Source organism: Pseudomonas caspiana (assembly GCF_040224095.2).
GTDB classification, from domain to species: Bacteria; Pseudomonadota; Gammaproteobacteria; order Pseudomonadales; family Pseudomonadaceae; genus Aquipseudomonas; species Aquipseudomonas caspiana.
In genome coordinates, this window is sequence record NZ_CP167995.1 from 5,019,318 (window position 1) to 5,038,636 (window position 19,319).

Genomic DNA, 19,319 nt, shown 5'->3' on the forward strand with positions numbered 1-19,319 from the left:
TCATCATTGTACAGATTACGACCGCAACCAATGACTCGCAGACTCATGGAAGACCGGAAAAAAGGGAGGAAAAGTCATGATTGGTGCCCGCCACCTGCCAGCGCAACACGCTCGTGACAGCCTTATTACCCAGCGTAATCAGGCACCACGACTTATATCACTGCTTTAAATGTTAACGACGTCGCACCCATGCCAGCGCTTGGGTACAATTCCCCGCTAATTTGCTCGAGTATCAGGAACATACACATGATCGCTTGCCTGCGGCTGTTCTCTGCCCTCTGCCTCGCTGCCCTGTTGGCGGCTTGCGCCAGCTCGCCTTCGTCCAGCCTTGGCGAACTTCCACGCACCCCCGACGCCAGCATCGAGCAATTACTCGATCAGGCAGCCGCCGCAAAAACGCCGGACCAGGCTGCCCTGCTCCGACTGAGCGCTGCGGACCTGGCCAATCGGCAAAACAATCCTGGCCGCGCTGCGCAAATCCTTGCGCAAGTGCAGATCGAACTGCTCAAACCCGGTCAGCAGGTCTTTGCAGCGACCCTCGACGCCGAGTTGGCCATGGGCCGCAACCAGCCTAAAGCAGCGCTTACTGCATTGAGCCATCCAAGCCTGCAGCGCTTGGGCGAACTGTCCGTTGAACAACAGATTCGTACTCACACCGTTCGCGCTCGCGCCCTCGAAGCCGATGGCCAGATTCTTCCTGCGATCAACGAACGAGCCTTTGTTGGCCCATTGCTGCAAGGCAATGACCTGAGCGCCAACAACGACGCCATCTGGAAACTCGTGGCTGCTCTGCCTCCAGAGCAGCTGCAAAGTACTGCCACCGACGATATGGGCGGCTGGCTGAGCCTGGCGCGTAGCATCAAAGGCGCAGGTACACTGGAACAGCAACAAGCCGCTATCGACACCTGGAAAGCACAAAACCCAAAACACCCTGCCGCCATCCAGTTGCCTGCGACGCTGGCCCAACTGCGTGCACTGACCAGCGAACCGTTGACCAAAATCGCATTGCTGCTGCCACAGGAAGGCCCGCTCGCAGCGGTCGCCAAAGCACTGCGTGAAGGCTTCATGGCCGCGCACTATCAGGCACAACAAGCCGGCCAGAACCCACCTGCCATTCAGGTATTCGACAGTTCACGCCTGACCTCGATGGATGAGTTCTATCGCCAGGCCCAGGCTGCTGGCGTTCAGCTGGTAGTTGGCCCGCTGGAAAAACCACTGGTCAAGCAACTCAGCACCCGCCCTCAACTGCCTATCACCACCTTGGCGCTCAACTACAGCGACGCGGGTCCTGAAGGCCCACAGCAGTTGTTCCAGTTTGGCCTTTCCGCAGAAGACGAAGCCCGTGAGGTTGCTCGCCGTGCGTGGGCCGATGGCAAGCGCAGCGCAGTTGCCATGGTGCCTAAAGGTGAATGGGGCGACCGCGTTCTGGACGCTTTCCGTCAAAGCTGGCAAGCCAAAGGCGGTACATTGATTGCCGCTGAGCACGTCGACCAGCCCGTAGCACTGGCGCAACAAGTTGCCGACCTGTTCCAGTTGCGCAACAGCGAAGGTCGCGCGCAACGCCTGCAGAGCACCGTAGGCACACAGGTTGCTGCCCAACCGACGCGCCGCCAGGACATTGATTTCATGTTTCTTGCTGCGACGCCACAACAAGCTCAGCAGATCAAGCCAACCATGGTCTTCCAATACGCTGGTGACGTTCCGGTCTACGCCACATCGCACCTGTTTACCAACAGCAACGATCACGCGCAGTACATGGACCTCAATGGTGTGCGCTTCTGCGAAACCCCTTGGTTGCTCAACGCCAACGACCCACTGCGCCAGCAGGTTGTCACCCAATGGCCACAAGCATCGGGCAGCCTGGGCCGCCTATACGCCATGGGGGTTGACGCCTACCGACTGGCTCCGCGCCTTGGCCAACTCAAAACCATGCCTGAAAGCCGTATCGACGGCCTGTCCGGAAGCCTGAGCATCAACCCGGCTCGCCGCGTGGAACGTCAGTTGCCTTGGGCTGAGTTTGTTGACGGCAAGATTCAACGCCTGCCGGATACCGCTCAGTAAATGCCCGGCAACACCCGCCAAAATGCAGGGCGCGAGGCTGAAACCCGCGCCCTGCAGCATTTACAGCAGCAGGGATTGCAGCTGATTGCACAAAACTGGTTATGCAAACGCGGCGAGCTTGATCTGGTCATGCTCGACGGGGATACAGTAGTATTCGTCGAAGTTCGCTACCGACGCCATTCAGCGTGGGGCGGAGCACTGGAAAGCGTTGATTTTCGCAAGCAGCAAAAGCTCGTTCTGGCAGCACAACTGTTTCTGCAGAACGAAATACGATGGGCAGATGCTGCATGCCGTTTCGATGTCGTCGCCATTGAGGGTGATCCGCTTGGCGGCCCATCCTTGAACTGGATCAAGCATGCATTCGAGAGCTGATCTGCCTGGCATACCCGCGATGCGGGCCGATCCCGGAACCGAAGCGACGACTCACGTAATACGCCACCCAACACAGATTTCGCTTTTCGCTTTGCGGGCTGTACAGCGTTGTGCCGAGAGCTTCTGCCTCTGCGCCAACCGGCAAGCCGCGATACGTTCTAATTAAGGTCACCCAGATGGACATGCAATCCCGAATTCGCCAGCTTTTTCAGGCCAGCATCGACACCAAGCAGCAAGCAATGGAAGTCCTTGCTCCTTACATCGAGCAAGCCAGCCAGGTCATGGTTAACGCGCTGCTCAACGAAGGTAAAATGCTCGCTTGCGGCAATGGCGGTTCGGCGGGCGATGCGCAGCACTTTTCCTCGGAGCTACTCAACCGCTTCGAACGCGAACGCCCTAGCCTGCCAGCCATTGCGCTAACAACTGACAGCTCGACGATCACCTCGATAGCAAACGACTACAGCTTCAACGAAATCTTCTCCAAACAGATCCGCGCACTGGGTCAGCCTGGCGATGTACTGCTGGCGATTTCCACCAGCGGAAACTCGGCCAACATAATTCAGGCGATCCAGGCCGCACATGATCGCGAAATGATTGTCGTAGCATTGACGGGACGCGACGGCGGCGGCATGGCCTCGCTGCTTTTACCGGAAGACGTGGAGATCCGCGTACCGGCTAAAGTCACCGCACGAATTCAAGAAGTCCACCTGCTGGCGATTCATTGCTTGTGCGATTTGATCGACAGCCAACTGTTCGGGAGTGAAGAATGACCGTTAATCGTCTCAGCCTGCTGGCCTTGACCCTGTGCGTAAGCATCAGCGGATGCAGCTCGGTGCTGACTGCTACCCGCGACAACCCGATTGAAGACGATCGTGGGACGCGCACGTTCGGCAGCAAGATCGATGACTCGCTGATCGAAACCAAGGCCGCTGTGAACATCGCCAAGGCTAGCCCTGATCTGGACCAGAACTCGCACATCGTCGTGACCAGCTACAACGGCATTGTGCTGCTGGCTGGCCAGACACCACGTGCAGACCTTAAGGCTCTGGCCGAAAAAGAAGCCAGCGGCGTACAACGCGTGAAGAAGGTCAACAACGAGCTGCAGGTCATGGCTCCCTCTTCATTGCTGGCCCGAAACAACGACGCATGGCTGACCACCAAGATCAAAAGCCAGATGCTGACTGACAGCGCCATCCCCGGCTCGCGGATCAAGGTCGTGACCGAAAATGGCATTGTGTTCCTGCTTGGCCTGGTCACTCAGCAGGAAGCGACCCGCGCCACGAACCTGGTGCAGAGCGTTTCCGGCGTACAGAAGATCGTGAAGCTGTTCGAATACATCGACTGACTACGATCTGCACACATGAAAAAGGCGACCTTCGGGTCGCCTTTTTTATTGCATGAAGCGAGCTACTTCACCACTTTCAGACTCGGCCGACCGCTCGGACGCGGAGGCTCGGCATCTGGTGGCGGCAGATCATCATCAGGATCAACGCTGTCGTCATCCTCGAAAGGAGGCTCCAGGTCGAAAACCATACCCTGACCATTCTCCCGGGCATAAATACCCAGAATCGCCCCTACAGGGACGTACAGGGTATGCGGAACGCCGCCAAAGCGGCCTTCAAAACTGACCGCATCGTTGTCCATGTGCAAATGACGCACAGCAGACGGGGAAACGTTCAGGACAATCTGCCCATCGTTGGCAAACCCTTGCGGGACCTGCACCGATGGATACTCCGCATTGACCAACATGTGCGGAGTGCAATCGTTATCGACGATCCACTCATAGAGAGCACGAATCAGATAAGGGCGACTGGAGTTCATTAACGGCTCCTTAGGCCTTAGCGCATGTCACGTTCGGCAGCAGACAGACTTGCCTGGAATGCCTCACGCGCAAACTGGCGCTCCATATAATCAAGCAACGGCTTGGCAGGCCGTGGCAATTCGATACCCAAGACAGGCAAACGCCAGAGTATGGGCAATAGACAGCAGTCGACCAGACTTTGCTCGTCACTGAGGAAAAAAGCTTTCTCGGCAAACAGTGGCGACACGCCGGTCAGGCTTTCACGCAATTCCTTGCGAGCGACCACACGAGCCGACTCTTTGCTGCGTGGATCCAGAATCAGATCCACCTGAGCGCACCAGTCGCGCTGAATCCGATGGATCAGCAGGCGGCTATTGGCGCGCGCTACCGGGTAAACCGGCAGCAACGGCGGATGCGGATAACGCTCATCCAGATATTCCATCACCACAGTCGACTCGTACAACGCCAGATCACGATCAACCAGCGTGGGTACGCTACCGTACGGGTTCACCTCGATCAATTTCGCCGGGTGGGTCCCCGTCACGACATCAATGATCTCGGCGCTGACACCTTTCTCGGCGAGCACAATGCGCACGCGGTGGGAATAGTGGTCGGCGGGGTCGGAGTAACAGGCCAACCGATTGGTCACGCCCATGGCGGTCCTCCTCGCTTGTTAAATTTATCGAATACACAAAAACGGATACGCCCTCGGACGCCTCCAACAACAACCGCATTGAGGCAGTGGTCATCGCGGGCGACAAGATAGCTCATTTACGCGAAGTAAATTCTGCAATCTTGTCGTCACAACCACATTTGCCCTGCATTTGTTGCCTAAAAGAGGCGCACGAAGGCGCAGGTGTTTCTTGAGCGCTACAAAACCGGTCAGTGCACGTCCTTCCAGTATTCGCGCTTGAGCAAGTACGCGAAGACAAAGAAGAATGCCAGGTACAGCAACACATAAGTACCGATGCGTTGATGCCGGAGCTTGTCCGGGTTGGCCGAATAAGCGAGGAAGGTCACCAGATTCTTGATCTTCTCGTCAAACTGCTCTTCAGTGAGGCTGCCGGTCTCGGGGACGATAGTCAGCTGGTCGCAGGCCTCGTGCGTCAGCGGCGCCCCTGTTAATGGGTCGTACTGCTTCTTGCCGTCCTCGACCACCTGAATTTGTTTGCAGCCAATGATCTGCCTCCCTTGCAGACCGGCCAGTACGTTGGGCATCCCCACGCTCGGAAATACCCGGTTGTTCACACCCCACGGACGCGCAGGATCCTCATAGAAAGAGCGCAGATAGCCATACAACCAATCCGTACCGCGAACCCTCGCCACCAACGTCAGATCCGGCGGAGCAGCGCCAAACCAAGCCTTGGCGTCGGCTGACTGCATACCGATGTTCATGTGATCGCCAATCTTGGCACCCGTGAAAACGAGTTTCTCCAGCATCAGTTCATGAGGGATGTCCAAATCATCGGCAACGCGCTCGTAACGCTGGAACTTGGCGCTGTGGCAACCCATGCAATAGTTGGCGAACGTCCGCGCCCCATCCTGCATGGCAGCCTTGTCTGACACATCAATGTCGATGCTTTCCAGCTCAGGCCCGCCATGCTCGGCGGCAAACGACAGTACGGGCAGAGCAGCAAGCATCAATACAGCAAATAGCTTTTTCATCAGCCAGTCACCCTTTCTGGAACCGGTTTGGTCTTCTCAAGCCGGGTATAGAACGGCATCAGAATGAAGTAGGCGAAGTACAGGAAGGTGCAGACCTGCGAGAGCAGCGTGCGCGCTGGCGTCGGAGCCAGAACCCCCAATACGCCGAGGATCACGAAGGACACGCAGAACACCAGCAGCCAGATTTTGCTCAGCCAGCCTTTGTAGCGCATCGATTTAACCGGGCTTCGATCAAGCCAGGGCAGCACGAACAGCACCGCGATTGCCGCCCCCATCGCAATCACACCCATGAGCTTGTCAGGGATGGCACGCAAGATTGCGTAGAAAGGCGTGAAGTACCAGACAGGTGCAATATGCTCTGGTGTCTTGAAGGGGTTTGCCATCTCGAAGTTGGGTTTTTCGAGGAAGTAGCCACCCATTTCAGGGAAGAAGAACACAACGAAGCAAAACACAAAAAGGAACACGACGACGCCGACGATATCCTTGACCGTGTAGTACGGGTGGAAGGGAATGCCGTCCAGCGGGATGCCATTTTCATCTTTGTGTTTTTTGATATCCACGCCATCCGGATTGTTCGAGCCCACCTCATGCAATGCCAGAATGTGCAGCACTACCAACCCAAGAACCACGATCGGCAATGCAACCACATGTAGCGCGAAGAATCGGTTAAGCGTGATTCCCGAGATCAGGTAGTCACCTCGAATCCATTGAGTCAGGTCATCGCCGATGACCGGAATGGCTCCGAACAGAGAGATGATCACCTGTGCGCCCCAGTAGGACATCTGCCCCCAAGGTAGCAAATACCCCATGAACGCCTCGGCCATCAGCGCCAGATAAATCAGCATGCCGAAGATCCACACCAGCTCACGAGGCTTCTGATAAGAGCCGTAAAGCAGACCGCGGAACATATGCATATAAACCACGATGAAGAACGCCGAAGCGCCGGTCGAATGCAGCAAACGCAAAATCGAACCATATGGGACATCGCGCATGATGCCTTCGACGGATGCAAACGCCTCTTCAGCCGACGGTGTGTAGCTCATCGTGAGCCACACACCGGTCAATATCTGATTGACCAGCACCAGCAAGGCCAGAGAGCCAAAGAAGTAGAAGAAGTTGAAGTTTTTTGGCGCGTAATACTTGCTGAGGTGGTCTTCCCACATTTTGGTTGCGGGGAAACGAGCATCAATCCAATCCATGAACTTGCTCATCACGCGTTCTCCTGATCGATGCCAATGACAATAATATTGTCCGACTCATAGGAATGCGGCGGCACTGGCAGATTCAATGGTGCAGGTTGCGATTTATAGACACGGCCAGCGAGGTCGTAATGTGAGCCGTGACAAGGGCAGAAATAACCACCCACCCAATCCTTGCCCAGGTCGGCTGGCGCTACTTCAGGACGGAAAGTCGGGGAGCATCCCAAGTGGGTGCAGATACCGATCAACAGCAGGATTTCAGGCTTGATTGATCGTACAACAGGGTCAACGTAGGTAGGCTGGACCGAACTCTTCGATTCGGGGTCCGACAACTGGCCTGTGATTTTGCCAAGGTTGCCCAATATCTCCTCGGTACGACGGACGATGAAGACAGGTTGACCACGCCACTCAGCAATCATCTGCTGTCCTGCTTCGATCTTGCTGATATTCACCTTTACCGGTGCGCCTGCGGCTTTCGCCTTGGCACTGGGGAACCATGACCCTACGAACGGGACCGCAGCCCCCACCGCTCCTGCTGCACCAACCACAGATGTGGCTGCCACGAGGAAGCGACGCCGGCCTGCATTCACGCCGTCATTGCTCATTCCGTCCTCTCCCATCAGCTATGTGGCCTGTTCGATCAGGCGTCTAATTTAAAAATTTAAGTATCTAAATTTTGCCGGATGGTAAATAGAAACCCTTCAAACTACAAGGGAATTACTTTTCCCGAAAAGCCGAAGGCCTTGTAATCCGGGGCCTGCGCGGAATGAGTCATGTTGTCACATGTATAATAGACGCCCACAAAAAAACGCCCAGCTCCGCGAGGAGGCTGGGCGTTCTTTTTGAACGAAGTGCGAATTAACGCTTCGAGTACTGCGGACGCTTACGCGCTTTACGCAGACCGACTTTCTTACGTTCAACTTCACGGGCGTCGCGAGTAACGAAGCCAGCTTTGCGCAGAGCGCCGCGCAGGGTTTCGTCGTACTGCATCAGAGCGCGAGTGATACCGTGGCGGATTGCGCCAGCTTGACCACTTACACCACCGCCGATAACGGTAACGTAGATATCGAACTTCTCAACAGTCTCAGTCAGTTCCAGCGGCTGACGAACTACCATGCGGGCAGTTTCGCGACCGAAGAAATTGTCCAGCGAACGGTTGTTGATGGAGATGTTACCGGTACCTGGGCGCAGGAATACGCGAGCGGTAGCGGTCTTGCGACGGCCAGTGCCGTAATTTTGAGTCGCCGACATAATCAACTATTCCGTTAAAACTTCAGTTCTTGGGGCTGCTGAGCAGTATGAGGGTGTGCAGTGCCCGCATAGACTTTCAGCTTACGGTACATGTCGCGACCCAGCGGGTTTTTAGGCAGCATGCCTTTAACCGCGGTCTCGAGCACACGCTCAGGAGCTTTGGCGATCAGCTTTTCGAAGTTGATCGACTTGATCCCGCCCGGAAAACCGGAGTGAGAGTAGTAGATTTTGTCGGTGGTTTTAGCACCGGTAACACGGATTTGCTCAGCGTTGATAACAACGATGTAGTCACCAGTGTCAACGTGCGGAGTGTATTCCGCTTTGTGCTTGCCACGCAGACGGCTAGCGATTTCTGTAGCCAGACGACCGAGGGTCTGACCAGCAGCATCGACTACGAACCATTCGCGCTTAACTGTTTCCGGTTTAGCAGTATAAGTTTTCATTATTTAGCCTCAGGGGCCGCCCTGATAAATTGAGACGGCGGATCTTACTGAATAGATCGTACTTTGACAAGCAGCATGTCAAAGGCAGCCGAGATACAGACGCTGCCGAGGGCTCGGGTCGGCGCATCTGTGGTACGGCAAAGATGTCTCTCCGGCAGATGGAGCATCACTTCCACTGCAAAGAGGCGCGCGATTATGCGGATTGCGAAATAAATTTCAACCTGCTTTTATGGCTCTCCTACCTGAGGAGAAGCAAATGGACTATCGCCAACTTGGCAGAACCGACCTGAAAGTCAGTGCAATCTGCCTCGGCACCATGACCTGGGGCGAGCAAAACAGCGAGCCTGAAGCCTTTGCCCAGATCCAGCGTGCCAAAGAAGCCGGCATTAACTTTCTTGATACCGCCGAGATGTATCCGGTGCCGCCAAAAGCAGAAACCTACTCCGCCACCGAGACAATCATCGGTAACTGGTTCAAGAAACAGGGCGACCGCGCCGACTGGATTCTGGCCAGCAAGATAGCCGGACCGGGCAATGCCATCGATCATATTCGCGGTGGCAGCCTCAAGCACAATCGCGAGCATATAGTGGCGGCGCTTGACGCTAGCCTGGCCCGCCTGCAAACCGATTATCTGGACCTGTATCAACTGCACTGGCCTGAGCGCAGCACCAACTTTTTCGGCAAATTGGGTTACACCCATAAAGATGAAGACTTCACCCCGCTAGAGGAAACCCTTGAAGCGCTGGACGAGCAGGTCAAGGCGGGCAAGATTCGCCACATCGGGCTTTCCAACGAAACGCCTTGGGGCACCATGAAGTTCCTGCAACTGGCCGAAAGCCGTGGCTGGCCACGAGCAGTATCTATCCAGAACCCCTACAACCTGCTCAACCGCAGCTTTGAAGTGGGCCTGGCCGAAGTGGCCATTCGCGAACAATGCGGTCTGCTGGCCTATTCGCCACTGGCGTTCGGCATGCTGTCAGGCAAATACGAGGGGGGTGCTCGCCCGGCCAAAGGTCGCCTGAGCCTCTACAGTCGCTTTACCCGCTACTTCAACCCGCAATCGGAAGCAGCCTGCAGCCGTTATGTGGCACTTGCTCGCGAGCACGGCCTGGAACCGACCCAAATGGCCTTGGCCTTTGTCACTCGCCAGCCGTTCGTGACCAGCAACATCATCGGCGCCACCACGCTTGAGCAACTGGATAGCAACATCGCCAGCTTCGGACTGGAACTGTCCGATGAGGTATTGGCCGGTATCGAGGCGATTCACAAGGATCATCCGAATCCTGCGCCTTAACTTGTCCATCTCAAATTGAAACGCGGCTCTGTGGGACTGACTTTAGCCAGGAGGTCTCCCCCCGGCTAAAGCCGGTCCTACAGGATCAAAACCGCTCAATAGCCTGCTTACCATTCCAGAACTGGACACACCCGCCAAAAAATAAGACGATCCAGCCGTTACCTGACCACTCTCCCATATAAGAACAAAAGAATATGTCGACTCACGCCTCCGCGCCTTTGCGGCGCGTCAGCATCCTGGCTATTGACGGGGTGTTCGCTTCCACATTGATGCAAGCCAAGGATTTCTTTCACCTCGCCGCCCTGCGCTACAGCAAACAGCTGGGGCTGGGCAGAATCCCCGCGTTCGAAACACGGCTGGTCAGCCCGGACGGCAAGCCCGTTCGCAGCTTCAGCGATGTCGTGCTGCCCGTAGACGGCGATCTCGACCAGAGCGATGTGATTGTCATCCCGGCATTCTGGGATAACTTTGACGCCCTGCGTTTGCGCTACCCCCAGGTCATTCCCTGGTTACGCGAGCAACATGCCAATGGCGCGGTGCTCTGCGGCGAAGCCAGCGGCGTATTCTGGCTGGCGGAATCCGGGTTGCTGGACGGCAAAGAAGCTACAACCTACTGGCGATTTTTCAACGACTTCGGTGAGCGCTTTCCGAAGGTCCTGTTGAATCAGGAGAAACACCTGACAGATGCAGACAACTTATACTGCGCAGGCGGTACGACTTCAGCCTGCGACTTGTACATTTATCTGATTGAGCGCTTCTGCGGCGCAAATGTCGCGCAAGCCGTGGCCCGGGACATTCTGTATGAAGTGCAGCGCAACTATGCGCCAGGCCGTATGGGTTTTGGCGGGCAGAAACTGCATCAGGACGTTGTGATCCTGCAAATCCAGCACTGGCTGGAGGAGCACTTCGCCGATAAATTCCGCTTCGAGGATGTTGCCCGTAATCACGGCATGAGTATCCGCAACTTCATGCGCCGCTTCCAGACTGCCACCGGCGATAAGCCGCTGCATTACCTACAACGGCTGCGCATCGAAACCGCCAAGGGCCTGCTGTCTGGTACGCGCAAGAGCATCAAGACCATCAGCTATGAAGTCGGGTATGACGACGCCAGCTTCTTCGCCCGTCTGTTTCGTCAACACACCGAGCTGTCGCCGAATCAGTATCGGCAGCAGTTTCAGCAGGCGGCTTAAAGGGCATCAGCTGTAGGAGTGAGCTTGCTCGCTCTTGTCAAACAACATGCAGACTGCTGGATTGAAATGCATTTTCTGTAGGAGCTCCCGAAGGCTGCGAAGCATTTATTCTGACAAACAGCGATCGAAGCCTTCGGCAGTTCCTACAGGCCCTATGTTTGCCGCGAGACAGCGCGGTACCCTGGACATAGGGGCCGTCTACAGGGCCAACGCTCCTGCTAGAAGAGGATAATGGCCTACTTCACCAAAGGCTGACCGTACATGGCCAGCCTTTGGGGGTGAGTTATGAGCGAGTCGGTTCCAGAAGCCTGGAGACCAGCATCGGAGTTTGCAGTACGACCACGCTATAGATGATGGCAGCCGCAATCGTTTCCCAACCTTTCAAGTCGGCCCAGAGGCCAGCCGCAACGAAACCTGCTGTGGCGAAAAGTGGAAGCTGTAAAGTCGCAACTATAAAAATCCGCGGCAATCTACGTATTCGCCACCTTGCTATCCATATGGCAAGCCCATATAAGAGCAACGTCATAAACGTCCAGACAGATGCTATAGCAAAGATAGCGAATAGGGGCGGTAGCGCATCCCCATCCTCTGGCCCTAGCTCGATCCCGACTTTTATCAAATGAAAAGCAGCCATAAGTGAAGCTGCACAGTACTCGGCCCCTATGACAAGCGCCGCCCCGCAAAACGATTTACCCGTTACCACGACTCCACTCAATTTACTACTCCGCTTGATGACACTGGGAACTCTCCCGAAATATGGATCGTGAACGGATACTTAATCAAGCCCTTGAGTATCTTGGTAGAAAACCCCGCGGAGCACCCAACAGGATCTACAAAAGAAATACAATTGGACAAAGACCATTATGCTTGTAGCCCCCTCCTTGGTAACTGCAGGAAACATTCCACAAGGCATTACATTAAACGGCAAAAAAGCCCACACAATGTAGGCTTTTTTAACACGGAGAGAAACCGCAGTTAATCGACTAATTGGAAGAACGCACTAAAAGAAAACGCACTCCAGTCAAGCCTGCCCTCCCACTTAACAAGCTCTAAACGTGAATTGATCAGCAAGAGTCCAACAGTCTGGAGATCAGCGCCGGGGTTTGCAGCACGATCGTACTAGCGACACACGCGGCAGCGACGGTTTCCAGCGAGGCTAGTTCTACCCAAAGCACTATCGCGAGAAGCAAGGCTGTTAATAGCACCGGAAGCTGCAGAGCAATCACAATTCCAATTCGCAACCGCCTGGAAACTCTGGATCGCACCGCCCATATTCCGAACAGGTGAAAAAATAACGAAACAACTCCTATGAAAGCAATCGCAAACATCTCGAAAAACAACGATGGAAGCTCGCCCATTTCACCATATAACTTAAAACTGACCGTTAAATGATGAAACAAAACCAGAATCATGGCGGCAAAATACTCGACGCCAATAATTATCGCTGATCGAAAAAAACCTTTGGTCAACCCGGCCCGAGCCTTACCGCTCATTGAAGCTGCCCACTTGCTGAAACCGGAAGCTCTCCCGGCAAGCGAATTGTGAACGGCTCTCTTATCAACGGTCTAAGCATCGCAGTTCCGAGCTCTGCCATCCCACTGCGATGAGTAGAGCTATTAGCATCAAAGCGATCATCAAAAGCTCTCAACGTCCCATTATTTAAAATCCAGGAACCAGATTGACTTTTTTGGAGCTCACCCTGCGTTCTCAAAGTTATATGTCCCAATGCACCCTCCTTAAAATATGAGTCATCATACGTATTGTGCGATACTCGCTGATCAATGGTTGAATTACCAACTGGAGCTCGCCTGACGGCATCCATAAAAGCCTGCTTGCTCATCAAATCGACAGAAATACCCGTCCGATTAAGCGGGAAGTCCATCAGAAATCAGCTCAAGTAAGCCTTAAGCCATCTACCGTTCAATCAATAGAATTCACAGAAGAAATACAATTAAACAACGCCGACTGCGCGCGTAGAATTCTTCCTCAGTAATTGCAGGAAATATCCTACCTATAAAATAACGGTAAAAAAAAGCCCACATCATGTGGGCTTTAATTAATGATCAACGCTGCTACGGCTTATGCGCCCGCGACAGAAACTCGTGGGACTGCATCTCCAGCAAACGGCTCAGCGTCCGCTGAAACTCGAAATTCAGACGCCCACCGGTGTACAGGTCTTTCAACTCGACTTCAGCCGAGATGATCAGCTTGACGTTGCGGTCATAGAATTCGTCGACCATGTTGATGAAGCGTCGGGCGATGTCGTCAGTGGTGACGCTCATCTGCTCTACGCCGCTAAGCAACACCGCGTGGTAGATCTTGCCGAGTTCGATGTAATCGTTCTGGCTACGCGGGCCGTCGCACAGTTCGCGGAAGTCGAACCAGGCCACATCGTCACAGGTGCGCAGTGCTCGGATTTCGCGATTCTCAACCATCAGGACGTCATTCTCGACAGTCTGAGCGCAATCCGGTGTCAACGCCTTGAAGCTCTTGCGCAGGCTTTCCTGCGCGGCTTCATTCAGCGGGAAATGGAACAGTTCAGCCTGCTCGAGGTGACGCAGGCGATAGTCCACGCCGCTGTCGACGTTGACGATGTCGGTGTTCTGCTTGATCAGCGCAATGGCTGGCAGGAAGCGCGCACGTTGCAGGCCGTCCTTGTACAAGCCGTCGGGCACGATGTTCGAGGTCGCAACCAGCGTAACGCCGTTCTTGAACAGTTCCTCCATCAAGGTGCCGAGGATCATGGCGTCAGTGATGTCGGACACGAAGAACTCATCGAAACAGATCACCCGAGCCTCATCGGAAAAACGCTTGGCGATGAGGGTCAGCGGGTTCTTCTCGCCCTTGAGGGTCTTCATCTCTTCGTGCACGCGCTTCATGAAGCGGTGGAAGTGAGTACGGACCTTCTGCTCGAACGGCAGGGCGTCGAAGAAGGTGTCGACCAGATAGGTCTTGCCCCGGCCAACCCCACCCCAGAAGTACAAGCCTTTGACTGGCGCCTGTTCCTTTTTGCCGAAGAGCTTGCCGAAGATGCCCGGCTTGCTCTGGTTGGCGGCGACCAGATCGTCATAGAGACGCTGCAAATGACGCACAGCCGTTTCCTGCGCCGCATCATGGAAGAAGTCAGGGCGTTTCAGATCAGCTTGGTATCGTTCTAGAGGGGTCATATTCGCTAACAAGGCAACAAAAACGGGCCGTCACTGTAGCGACGGCCCGGCAGATTGGCAATCAATCCTGTTGTGGTGCGAGGGCGAGCGTAAGGCTCTCGATGGCAGCATCGCGCGCAGCGGCGTCGCTGAATACCGGGCTGTCAGCCACACATTGGCCATCAAGCCAGAGCGTGAAGCTGTCGGCTTCGGCACGAAGGTCCAGCTCACCGCCCTGCTGCAACTGTTTGCTGACTGCACCAGCGGCCTTGCCATCGGCGAAGTTGCGCGACAACAGCAACTGCTCGCCATCGGCCGCCAGCAGACGGAAGCGGAAGCTGCCATCGTCTTCACGGAAGCTGACAAAGCGTGCGCCCTTGGCGGCTTTCTTCTTGCCAGTTTCGGCCACTTGTACGTTGCTGCGGAATGAACGCAAGCCAACCGCTTCACGCAATTCGCCAAGGAACGGCGTGGCGACTTTGCGGGCTTTCTCTGCGCCAGCCAGCAGAATGTCTTCCAGATCCGCCGGACGCTCGATCAAGCGGTGGTAGTTTTCACGTGCCTCGCCCAGCTCACGGTCCAAGAGTGTGAACAGACGATTCTTGGCTTCGCCCCAGCCGAGGCCCTGCAGCAGCTCGGAACGGAACTCAGCGTTCTGCTCAGGGGTAGCAAATGCCTGATAGAGCGTGAACAAGTGGGAGTTATCAGGATCCTTGGCTTCGCCCGGCGCTTTGGAGTCGGTAACGATGCGCGAGATCGCGTCCTTCATGTCTTTGGCGCTGCTGAACAACGGAATCGTGTTGTCGTAGCTTTTCGACATTTTGCGCCCGTCCAGACCTGGCAGCGTAGCGACGCTCTCCTCGATCAGGGCTTCAGGCATGACGAAGAATTCTTTGCCTTTGCCGAACAGGTGGTTGAAACGCTGGCCGATATCACGGGCCATTTCGACGTGCTGAATCTGGTCGCGACCAACCGGAACCTTATGCGCGTTGAACATCAGAATGTCCGCAGCCATCAACACCGGGTAGCTGTACAAGCCCATGGTGACGCCAGCATCCGGGTCTTCACCGGTCTCGACGTTCTTGTCCACGGACGCCTTGTAGGCGTGAGCACGGTTGAGCAGGCCCTTGGCAGCAACACACGTCAACAGCCAGGTCAGCTCAGTGATTTCCGGGATATCGGACTGGCGATAGAACGTCACGCGATCCACATCAAGGCCGGCAGCCAGCCAGGTCGCAGCGATTTCCAGACGCGAACGCTGAATGCGCAGCGGGTCATCGCATTTGATCAAGGCGTGGTAGTCAGCCAGGAAGTAGAACGAATCAGCGTCGCTCTGGCGACTGGCAACAATGGCCGGGCGGATCGCGCCCGCGTAATTACCTAGGTGAGGCGTGCCGGTAGTGGTGATACCGGTCAGGATACGAGTGGTCATGGCAGGTCGCTTATGGGGCTGTCATCAGTTTGAAAGGCGTGGCGCAACCAGATCTTTGAGATCGGTCAGCTTGCCATGAAAAAAGTGTCCGCATTCTGCCACTTTCAGTAGCTCATGTGGGCGCGGCAATGCGGCTGACCAGTCATAGACCAGCTGCGGCTCGACAACTTCATCGGTCTCCGGCTGGATAACAGTCAGCGGACAGCTCTGAGGCAGCGGATACTGCTCGCTCAAGCGCATGACCGCAGGCGCGACCATGAACAAGTGGCTAAGCTTGTGTCCAGACGCTTCCAGACGACCGCCAAGACTGGCGGCAACGAAACCGCCAAAGGAAAAGCCGAACAGCGTCAGAGGCAGACCGGGATGCTTTTCCAGCAGCCAGCGAGCGACAGCCTGGGCGTCTTCGACTTCCCCGGCCCCCGCTTCGGAGGTACCGGCGCTGGCACCCACGCCACGATAATTGAAACGCAAGGTAATCAAACCTGCATCACGGGCAGTACGCTGCAGGGTCGAGACGACCTTGTTGAGCATGGTACCCCCCTGGATCGGGTTGGGGTGGCAGATCAACGCCAGGCCCGTAGCATCGGGCAAATCCAGGTAAAGGGCTTCAAGCTGGCCCACCGGGCCATCGATCAATACGGGGGTTTCGCGCATGAGCAAAAAGGAACTCCGTGACCTCGCAATGGGTCGACTCGTCTAGCTGATTGTCTGCAAATAGCATATCCGTGAGCGTGTCGCGGTATACAGAGCAGGTTCGAGCCGTTAACGTAAAGCAAAGCCGTTTATAGAGGAAGGACTCGTGGAACTGTCGCTCTTAGTTTGGTTGTTGCCGACCATTGCCCTGGTTGTCGGTGTTGTCATCGGTTTTCTGGTCGCACGTCTGGTGCCCAACGCCGCTCCCAATGGAACCCAGCGCCAGCTGGATGATGTTCAGGAGCGTTTCGATATCTATCAGAACGAAGTGGTTACTCACTTCAACAGCACGGCTAATCTGGTCCAGAAGCTTTCGCAAAGCTATCAGGACGTACAGGAGCATCTCGCCGAGGGTGCCAATCGTCTGGCCACTGACGAGTTGACTCGCCAGCGCTTGTTGGCGGCCCTGCATCCTGAAGCCAACCAGGTCCAGCGCGATCGTCTGACGCCACCGCGCACAACTGAAGCACCGAAAGACTACGCGCCAAAATCACCCAACGCTCCCGGCATGCTCGACGAGCATTACGGTTTGAAAAAGCCGTAAGCGAAAGCCGAATCAGAAAAGCCCGCCATTTGCGAGAATGGCGGGCTTTTTTACATCTGCACCTTCGTCATGGGACCGGCTATAGCCGCAAAGGTGGTATTTCATACGATCAGCTTTCGGCGACTGCAACGGCCTCTTCCCAGCTAAAGCCGATCCCACAAAATTGCTTATAGCCTGTGGGAGCCGAGCTTGCTCGCGATGAACGATGACGTGGTATGCGTGACAGACCGAGTCGCCTGCATCGCGGGCAAGCGCGCTCCTACAGGGCCGTGCTGAACAACAAAAAACCCGCCATCAATGGCGGGTTTCTTGTTTACAGCAAACGATCGTCAGATCGCGCCGCGGCTGCGCAGCAAGTCCAGCACTTGCTTGACGCTGTCTTCGAGGCTCAGGGACTGAGTATCGATGACCAGGTCCGCATTGAGCGGTACGTCGTACGGGAAGGACTCACCCGGGATGTTATCGCCATCGGCTGCGTAAAGGCCTTGTGGATCGCGTTCGCGGCAGACCGCAGGGGACGCTTGCACGTAGACGGTGAGCAGACGATCAGCACCGATCAGAGACTTCGCCTGTTCGCGACCCTCGCCATCCGGTGCAACGAACGCCGCCAGGGTGATCAGACCCGCCTGGTTGAACTGACGCGCCACGTGAGCAGCACGACGCCAGTTTTCAGTACGGCCGGCGCGATCCTGCGGCAGACCTTTGTTCAGGTCATGACGCAGATTCTGGCCATCCAGTACGTAAACCGCACGCCCCATGTCGAACAGCTTGCGCTCTACTGCGTAAGCCAGGGTGCTTTTGCCTGCGCCGGACAGGCCGCTGAACAGCACGGTAGCCGGTTGCTGACCGAAACGCTGAGCACGCTCTTCGGTTGCGACGTGAGCCAGAGCACCGTGATGGTTGGCACCTGCGCCGCCGACGGGCTTGGCAATGATCATGCCCGCTGCCACAGTGCCGTTGGTCAAACGGTCAATCACGATAAACGAACCGGTGGTGCGGTTGCTGTCGTAGCCGTCCAGCGCGATGGCTGAGTCGAGGCTGATCTTGACGCGACCAATCTCGTTCAGCCCCAGAGAACTGGCTGGCCCTTCGGCCAGCGTATTCACATCGACGCGATGAGTAATGCTGGCAATCGAGCCCGGCACATAGCTGGTAGCGCGCTTGATGTCATATTTCTTGCCCGGCAGCATCGGCTCTTCAGCCATCCACACGAGCATGGCGTCGAACGCGTCAGCGACTTGCGGAACGTTATCGGCATGCACCAGCAGGTCACCACGGGAGATGTCGATCTCGTCTTCCATGGTCAGGGTCACGGCCTGACCCGGCCCTGCATTTTCCAGCTCACCTTCGAAGGTGACGATGGATTTGACGCGGCTGCTCTTGCCCGAAGGGAGCACGACGATTTCGTCACCCTTGTGCACGATACCGCTCGCCAATGTACCGGCGAAACCACGGAAATTCAGGTTTGGACGGTTGACGTACTGCACCGGGAATCGCATGTCGGTGTAGTTACGGTCGTTGGCGATCTCGACGGTTTCGAGAATTTCCATCAGCGACTGACCGGTATACCAAGGCGAACGCTCGCTCTTGTTCACCACGTTGTCGCCTTTGAGAGCAGACATCGGCACAAAGGCCATGGTAGTCGGCTTGAAGGCAATACCTTCGGCGAACTTCAAGTAATCAGACTTGATTGACTCGAAGACGCTTTCGTCGAAACCATTGAGGTCCATCTTGTTGATGGCCACAACGATGTGTTTGATGCCCAACAGCGATGCGATGTAGCTGTGACGGCGAGTCTGGGTTTGCACGCCATAACGGGCATCTACCAGAATGATCGCCAGGTCGCAGGTTGATGCACCGGTAGCCATGTTGCGCGTGTACTGCTCATGGCCCGGAGTATCGGCGATGATGAACTTGCGCTTGGCAGTCGAGAAGTAGCGGTAGGCAACGTCAATCGTGATGCCTTGCTCACGCTCGGCCTGCAAACCGTCAACCAGCAAAGCCAGATCGACGTCCTCGCCAGTGGTGCCGGACTTCTTCGAATCGCGGGTAATGGCTTCCAGGTGATCTTCGTAGATCATTTTGGAGTCGTGCAGCAGACGCCCGATCAACGTGCTCTTGCCGTCGTCGACGTTGCCACAGGTAAGAAAGCGCAGCATTTCCTTGCGTTCGTGCTGGCCCAGATAGGCGAGGATGTCCTCGCTGATCAAATCAGATGCGTGCGACAT

At 55.7% G+C, this 19,319-nt stretch carries 20 protein-coding genes; 7 read left to right on the forward strand and 13 right to left on the reverse strand.

Going from position 1 to position 19,319, the window contains the following annotated elements; translation table 11 throughout:
• The first annotated feature begins 246 nt into the window (after positions 1–246).
• From ABRP31_RS22740 to ABRP31_RS22755, 4 genes are all read left to right on the forward strand, one after another.
• The gene (locus ABRP31_RS22740; RefSeq protein WP_349969648.1) at positions 247–2,061 is read left to right on the forward strand and encodes a penicillin-binding protein activator; all 1,815 of its coding nucleotides are present in this window, start codon (positions 247–249) and stop codon (positions 2,059–2,061) included.
• A complete protein-coding gene (locus tag ABRP31_RS22745) occupies positions 2,062–2,433 on the forward strand; it encodes a YraN family protein (protein ID WP_349969646.1) in 372 nt (123 codons plus the stop codon).
• Between the two features lie 176 nt (positions 2,434–2,609).
• Complete coding sequence (locus ABRP31_RS22750) at positions 2,610–3,203, forward strand: phosphoheptose isomerase (RefSeq protein WP_087264858.1); 594 nt, start codon at positions 2,610–2,612, stop codon at positions 3,201–3,203.
• A complete protein-coding gene (locus ABRP31_RS22755) occupies positions 3,200–3,778 on the forward strand; it encodes a BON domain-containing protein (protein ID WP_087264859.1) in 579 nt (192 codons plus the stop codon). The genes ABRP31_RS22750 and ABRP31_RS22755 overlap by 4 nt, the downstream gene beginning before the upstream one ends.
• Positions 3,779–3,840: 62 nt before the next feature.
• Here the strand turns inward: ABRP31_RS22755 and ABRP31_RS22760 are convergent, their stop codons facing one another.
• The 7 genes from ABRP31_RS22760 to rplM form a co-directional block, all read right to left on the reverse strand.
• Positions 3,841–4,254, reverse strand: a complete 414-nt coding sequence (locus ABRP31_RS22760) for a ClpXP protease specificity-enhancing factor (RefSeq protein WP_087264860.1) — start codon at positions 4,252–4,254, stop codon at positions 3,841–3,843.
• Positions 4,255–4,271: 17 nt separating this feature from the next.
• Positions 4,272–4,889 (reverse strand): glutathione S-transferase N-terminal domain-containing protein, encoded by a 618-nt coding sequence (locus tag ABRP31_RS22765; protein WP_087264861.1) that lies wholly within the window; start codon positions 4,887–4,889, stop codon positions 4,272–4,274.
• A gap of 227 nt (positions 4,890–5,116) precedes the next feature.
• Positions 5,117–5,899, reverse strand: coding sequence for a cytochrome c1 (locus ABRP31_RS22770; RefSeq protein ID WP_349969645.1), 783 nt, complete (start codon positions 5,897–5,899; stop codon positions 5,117–5,119).
• Positions 5,899–7,110 carry a cytochrome bc complex cytochrome b subunit gene (locus tag ABRP31_RS22775; RefSeq protein WP_349969644.1) on the reverse strand — a complete coding sequence of 404 codons (1,212 nt, stop codon included), beginning with the start codon at positions 7,108–7,110 and terminating at the stop codon, positions 5,899–5,901. Before ABRP31_RS22775 ends, ABRP31_RS22770 begins: the two co-directional genes overlap by 1 nt.
• Positions 7,110–7,703 (reverse strand): ubiquinol-cytochrome c reductase iron-sulfur subunit, encoded by a 594-nt coding sequence (petA, locus tag ABRP31_RS22780; protein ID WP_087264864.1) that lies wholly within the window; start codon positions 7,701–7,703, stop codon positions 7,110–7,112. Before petA ends, ABRP31_RS22775 begins: the two co-directional genes overlap by 1 nt.
• A gap of 253 nt (positions 7,704–7,956) precedes the next feature.
• The gene (gene rpsI, locus ABRP31_RS22785) at positions 7,957–8,349 is read right to left on the reverse strand and encodes a 30S ribosomal protein S9 (protein ID WP_002555064.1); all 393 of its coding nucleotides are present in this window, start codon (positions 8,347–8,349) and stop codon (positions 7,957–7,959) included.
• Positions 8,350–8,363: 14 nt separating this feature from the next.
• The gene (gene rplM, locus ABRP31_RS22790) at positions 8,364–8,792 is read right to left on the reverse strand and encodes a 50S ribosomal protein L13 (protein ID WP_027900224.1); all 429 of its coding nucleotides are present in this window, start codon (positions 8,790–8,792) and stop codon (positions 8,364–8,366) included.
• Between the two features lie 256 nt (positions 8,793–9,048).
• Here rplM and ABRP31_RS22795 point away from each other — a divergent pair, with 256 nt between their 5' ends.
• Both ABRP31_RS22795 and ABRP31_RS22800 read left to right on the forward strand, forming a co-directional pair.
• Positions 9,049–10,086 (forward strand): NADP(H)-dependent aldo-keto reductase, encoded by a 1,038-nt coding sequence (locus tag ABRP31_RS22795; protein ID WP_349969642.1) that lies wholly within the window; start codon positions 9,049–9,051, stop codon positions 10,084–10,086.
• A 269-nt stretch (positions 10,087–10,355) separates the two neighbouring features.
• On the forward strand, positions 10,356–11,276 hold the full coding sequence (locus ABRP31_RS22800; protein WP_193441844.1) for a GlxA family transcriptional regulator: 921 nt from the start codon (positions 10,356–10,358) through the stop codon (positions 11,274–11,276).
• 1,064 nt (positions 11,277–12,340) lie between these two features.
• Here ABRP31_RS22800 and ABRP31_RS22805 read toward each other — a convergent pair.
• From ABRP31_RS22805 to ABRP31_RS22825, 5 genes are all read right to left on the reverse strand, one after another.
• Positions 12,341–12,769 carry a hypothetical protein gene (locus ABRP31_RS22805; protein WP_349969641.1) on the reverse strand — a complete coding sequence of 143 codons (429 nt, stop codon included), beginning with the start codon at positions 12,767–12,769 and terminating at the stop codon, positions 12,341–12,343.
• Complete coding sequence (locus ABRP31_RS22810; RefSeq protein ID WP_349969640.1) at positions 12,766–13,158, reverse strand: lipid II-degrading bacteriocin; 393 nt, start codon at positions 13,156–13,158, stop codon at positions 12,766–12,768. Before ABRP31_RS22810 ends, ABRP31_RS22805 begins: the two co-directional genes overlap by 4 nt.
• Before the next feature lie 190 nt (positions 13,159–13,348).
• Positions 13,349–14,443: a cell division protein ZapE gene (gene zapE, locus ABRP31_RS22815; protein WP_087264867.1), complete on the reverse strand. Its 1,095-nt coding sequence runs from the start codon at positions 14,441–14,443 to the stop codon at positions 13,349–13,351.
• 61 nt (positions 14,444–14,504) lie between these two features.
• Positions 14,505–15,854, reverse strand: coding sequence for a tryptophan--tRNA ligase (locus ABRP31_RS22820; RefSeq protein WP_349969639.1), 1,350 nt, complete (start codon positions 15,852–15,854; stop codon positions 14,505–14,507).
• Between the two features lie 24 nt (positions 15,855–15,878).
• Positions 15,879–16,508, reverse strand: a complete 630-nt coding sequence (locus ABRP31_RS22825; RefSeq protein WP_349969637.1) for an alpha/beta fold hydrolase — start codon at positions 16,506–16,508, stop codon at positions 15,879–15,881.
• 145 nt (positions 16,509–16,653) lie between these two features.
• Here ABRP31_RS22825 and ABRP31_RS22830 point away from each other — a divergent pair, with 145 nt between their 5' ends.
• A complete protein-coding gene (locus tag ABRP31_RS22830) occupies positions 16,654–17,091 on the forward strand; it encodes a YhcB family protein (protein ID WP_087264870.1) in 438 nt (145 codons plus the stop codon).
• 329 nt (positions 17,092–17,420) lie between these two features.
• Here ABRP31_RS22830 and cysN read toward each other — a convergent pair whose 3' ends face one another.
• Entirely contained in the window at positions 17,421–19,319 is a 1,899-nt protein-coding gene (gene cysN / locus ABRP31_RS22835; protein ID WP_349969635.1) for a sulfate adenylyltransferase subunit CysN, read from the reverse strand.

What these genes read in the sequence shown, in the direction of transcription:
- ABRP31_RS22740 (WP_349969648.1), top strand. Translation starts at nt 247, where the DNA reads ATGATCGCTTGCCTGCGGCTGTTCTCTGCCCTCTGCCTCGCTGCCCTG.
- ABRP31_RS22745 (WP_349969646.1), top strand. Translation starts at nt 2,062, where the DNA reads ATGCCCGGCAACACCCGCCAAAATGCAGGGCGCGAGGCTGAAACCCGC.
- ABRP31_RS22750 (WP_087264858.1), top strand. Translation starts at nt 2,610, where the DNA reads ATGGACATGCAATCCCGAATTCGCCAGCTTTTTCAGGCCAGCATCGAC.
- ABRP31_RS22755 (WP_087264859.1), top strand. Translation starts at nt 3,200, where the DNA reads ATGACCGTTAATCGTCTCAGCCTGCTGGCCTTGACCCTGTGCGTAAGC.
- ABRP31_RS22760 (WP_087264860.1), bottom strand. Translation starts at nt 4,254, where the DNA reads ATGAACTCCAGTCGCCCTTATCTGATTCGTGCTCTCTATGAGTGGATC.
- ABRP31_RS22765 (WP_087264861.1), bottom strand. Translation starts at nt 4,889, where the DNA reads ATGGGCGTGACCAATCGGTTGGCCTGTTACTCCGACCCCGCCGACCAC.
- ABRP31_RS22770 (WP_349969645.1), bottom strand. Translation starts at nt 5,899, where the DNA reads ATGAAAAAGCTATTTGCTGTATTGATGCTTGCTGCTCTGCCCGTACTG.
- ABRP31_RS22775 (WP_349969644.1), bottom strand. Translation starts at nt 7,110, where the DNA reads ATGAGCAAGTTCATGGATTGGATTGATGCTCGTTTCCCCGCAACCAAA.
- petA (WP_087264864.1), bottom strand. Translation starts at nt 7,703, where the DNA reads ATGAGCAATGACGGCGTGAATGCAGGCCGGCGTCGCTTCCTCGTGGCA.
- rpsI (WP_002555064.1), bottom strand. Translation starts at nt 8,349, where the DNA reads ATGTCGGCGACTCAAAATTACGGCACTGGCCGTCGCAAGACCGCTACC.
- rplM (WP_027900224.1), bottom strand. Translation starts at nt 8,792, where the DNA reads ATGAAAACTTATACTGCTAAACCGGAAACAGTTAAGCGCGAATGGTTC.
- ABRP31_RS22795 (WP_349969642.1), top strand. Translation starts at nt 9,049, where the DNA reads ATGGACTATCGCCAACTTGGCAGAACCGACCTGAAAGTCAGTGCAATC.
- ABRP31_RS22800 (WP_193441844.1), top strand. Translation starts at nt 10,356, where the DNA reads ATGCAAGCCAAGGATTTCTTTCACCTCGCCGCCCTGCGCTACAGCAAA.
- ABRP31_RS22805 (WP_349969641.1), bottom strand. Translation starts at nt 12,769, where the DNA reads ATGAGCGGTAAGGCTCGGGCCGGGTTGACCAAAGGTTTTTTTCGATCA.
- ABRP31_RS22810 (WP_349969640.1), bottom strand. Translation starts at nt 13,158, where the DNA reads ATGGACTTCCCGCTTAATCGGACGGGTATTTCTGTCGATTTGATGAGC.
- zapE (WP_087264867.1), bottom strand. Translation starts at nt 14,443, where the DNA reads ATGACCCCTCTAGAACGATACCAAGCTGATCTGAAACGCCCTGACTTC.
- ABRP31_RS22820 (WP_349969639.1), bottom strand. Translation starts at nt 15,854, where the DNA reads ATGACCACTCGTATCCTGACCGGTATCACCACTACCGGCACGCCTCAC.
- ABRP31_RS22825 (WP_349969637.1), bottom strand. Translation starts at nt 16,508, where the DNA reads ATGCGCGAAACCCCCGTATTGATCGATGGCCCGGTGGGCCAGCTTGAA.
- cysN (WP_349969635.1), bottom strand. Translation starts at nt 19,319, where the DNA reads ATGTCGCACGCATCTGATTTGATCAGCGAGGACATCCTCGCCTATCTG.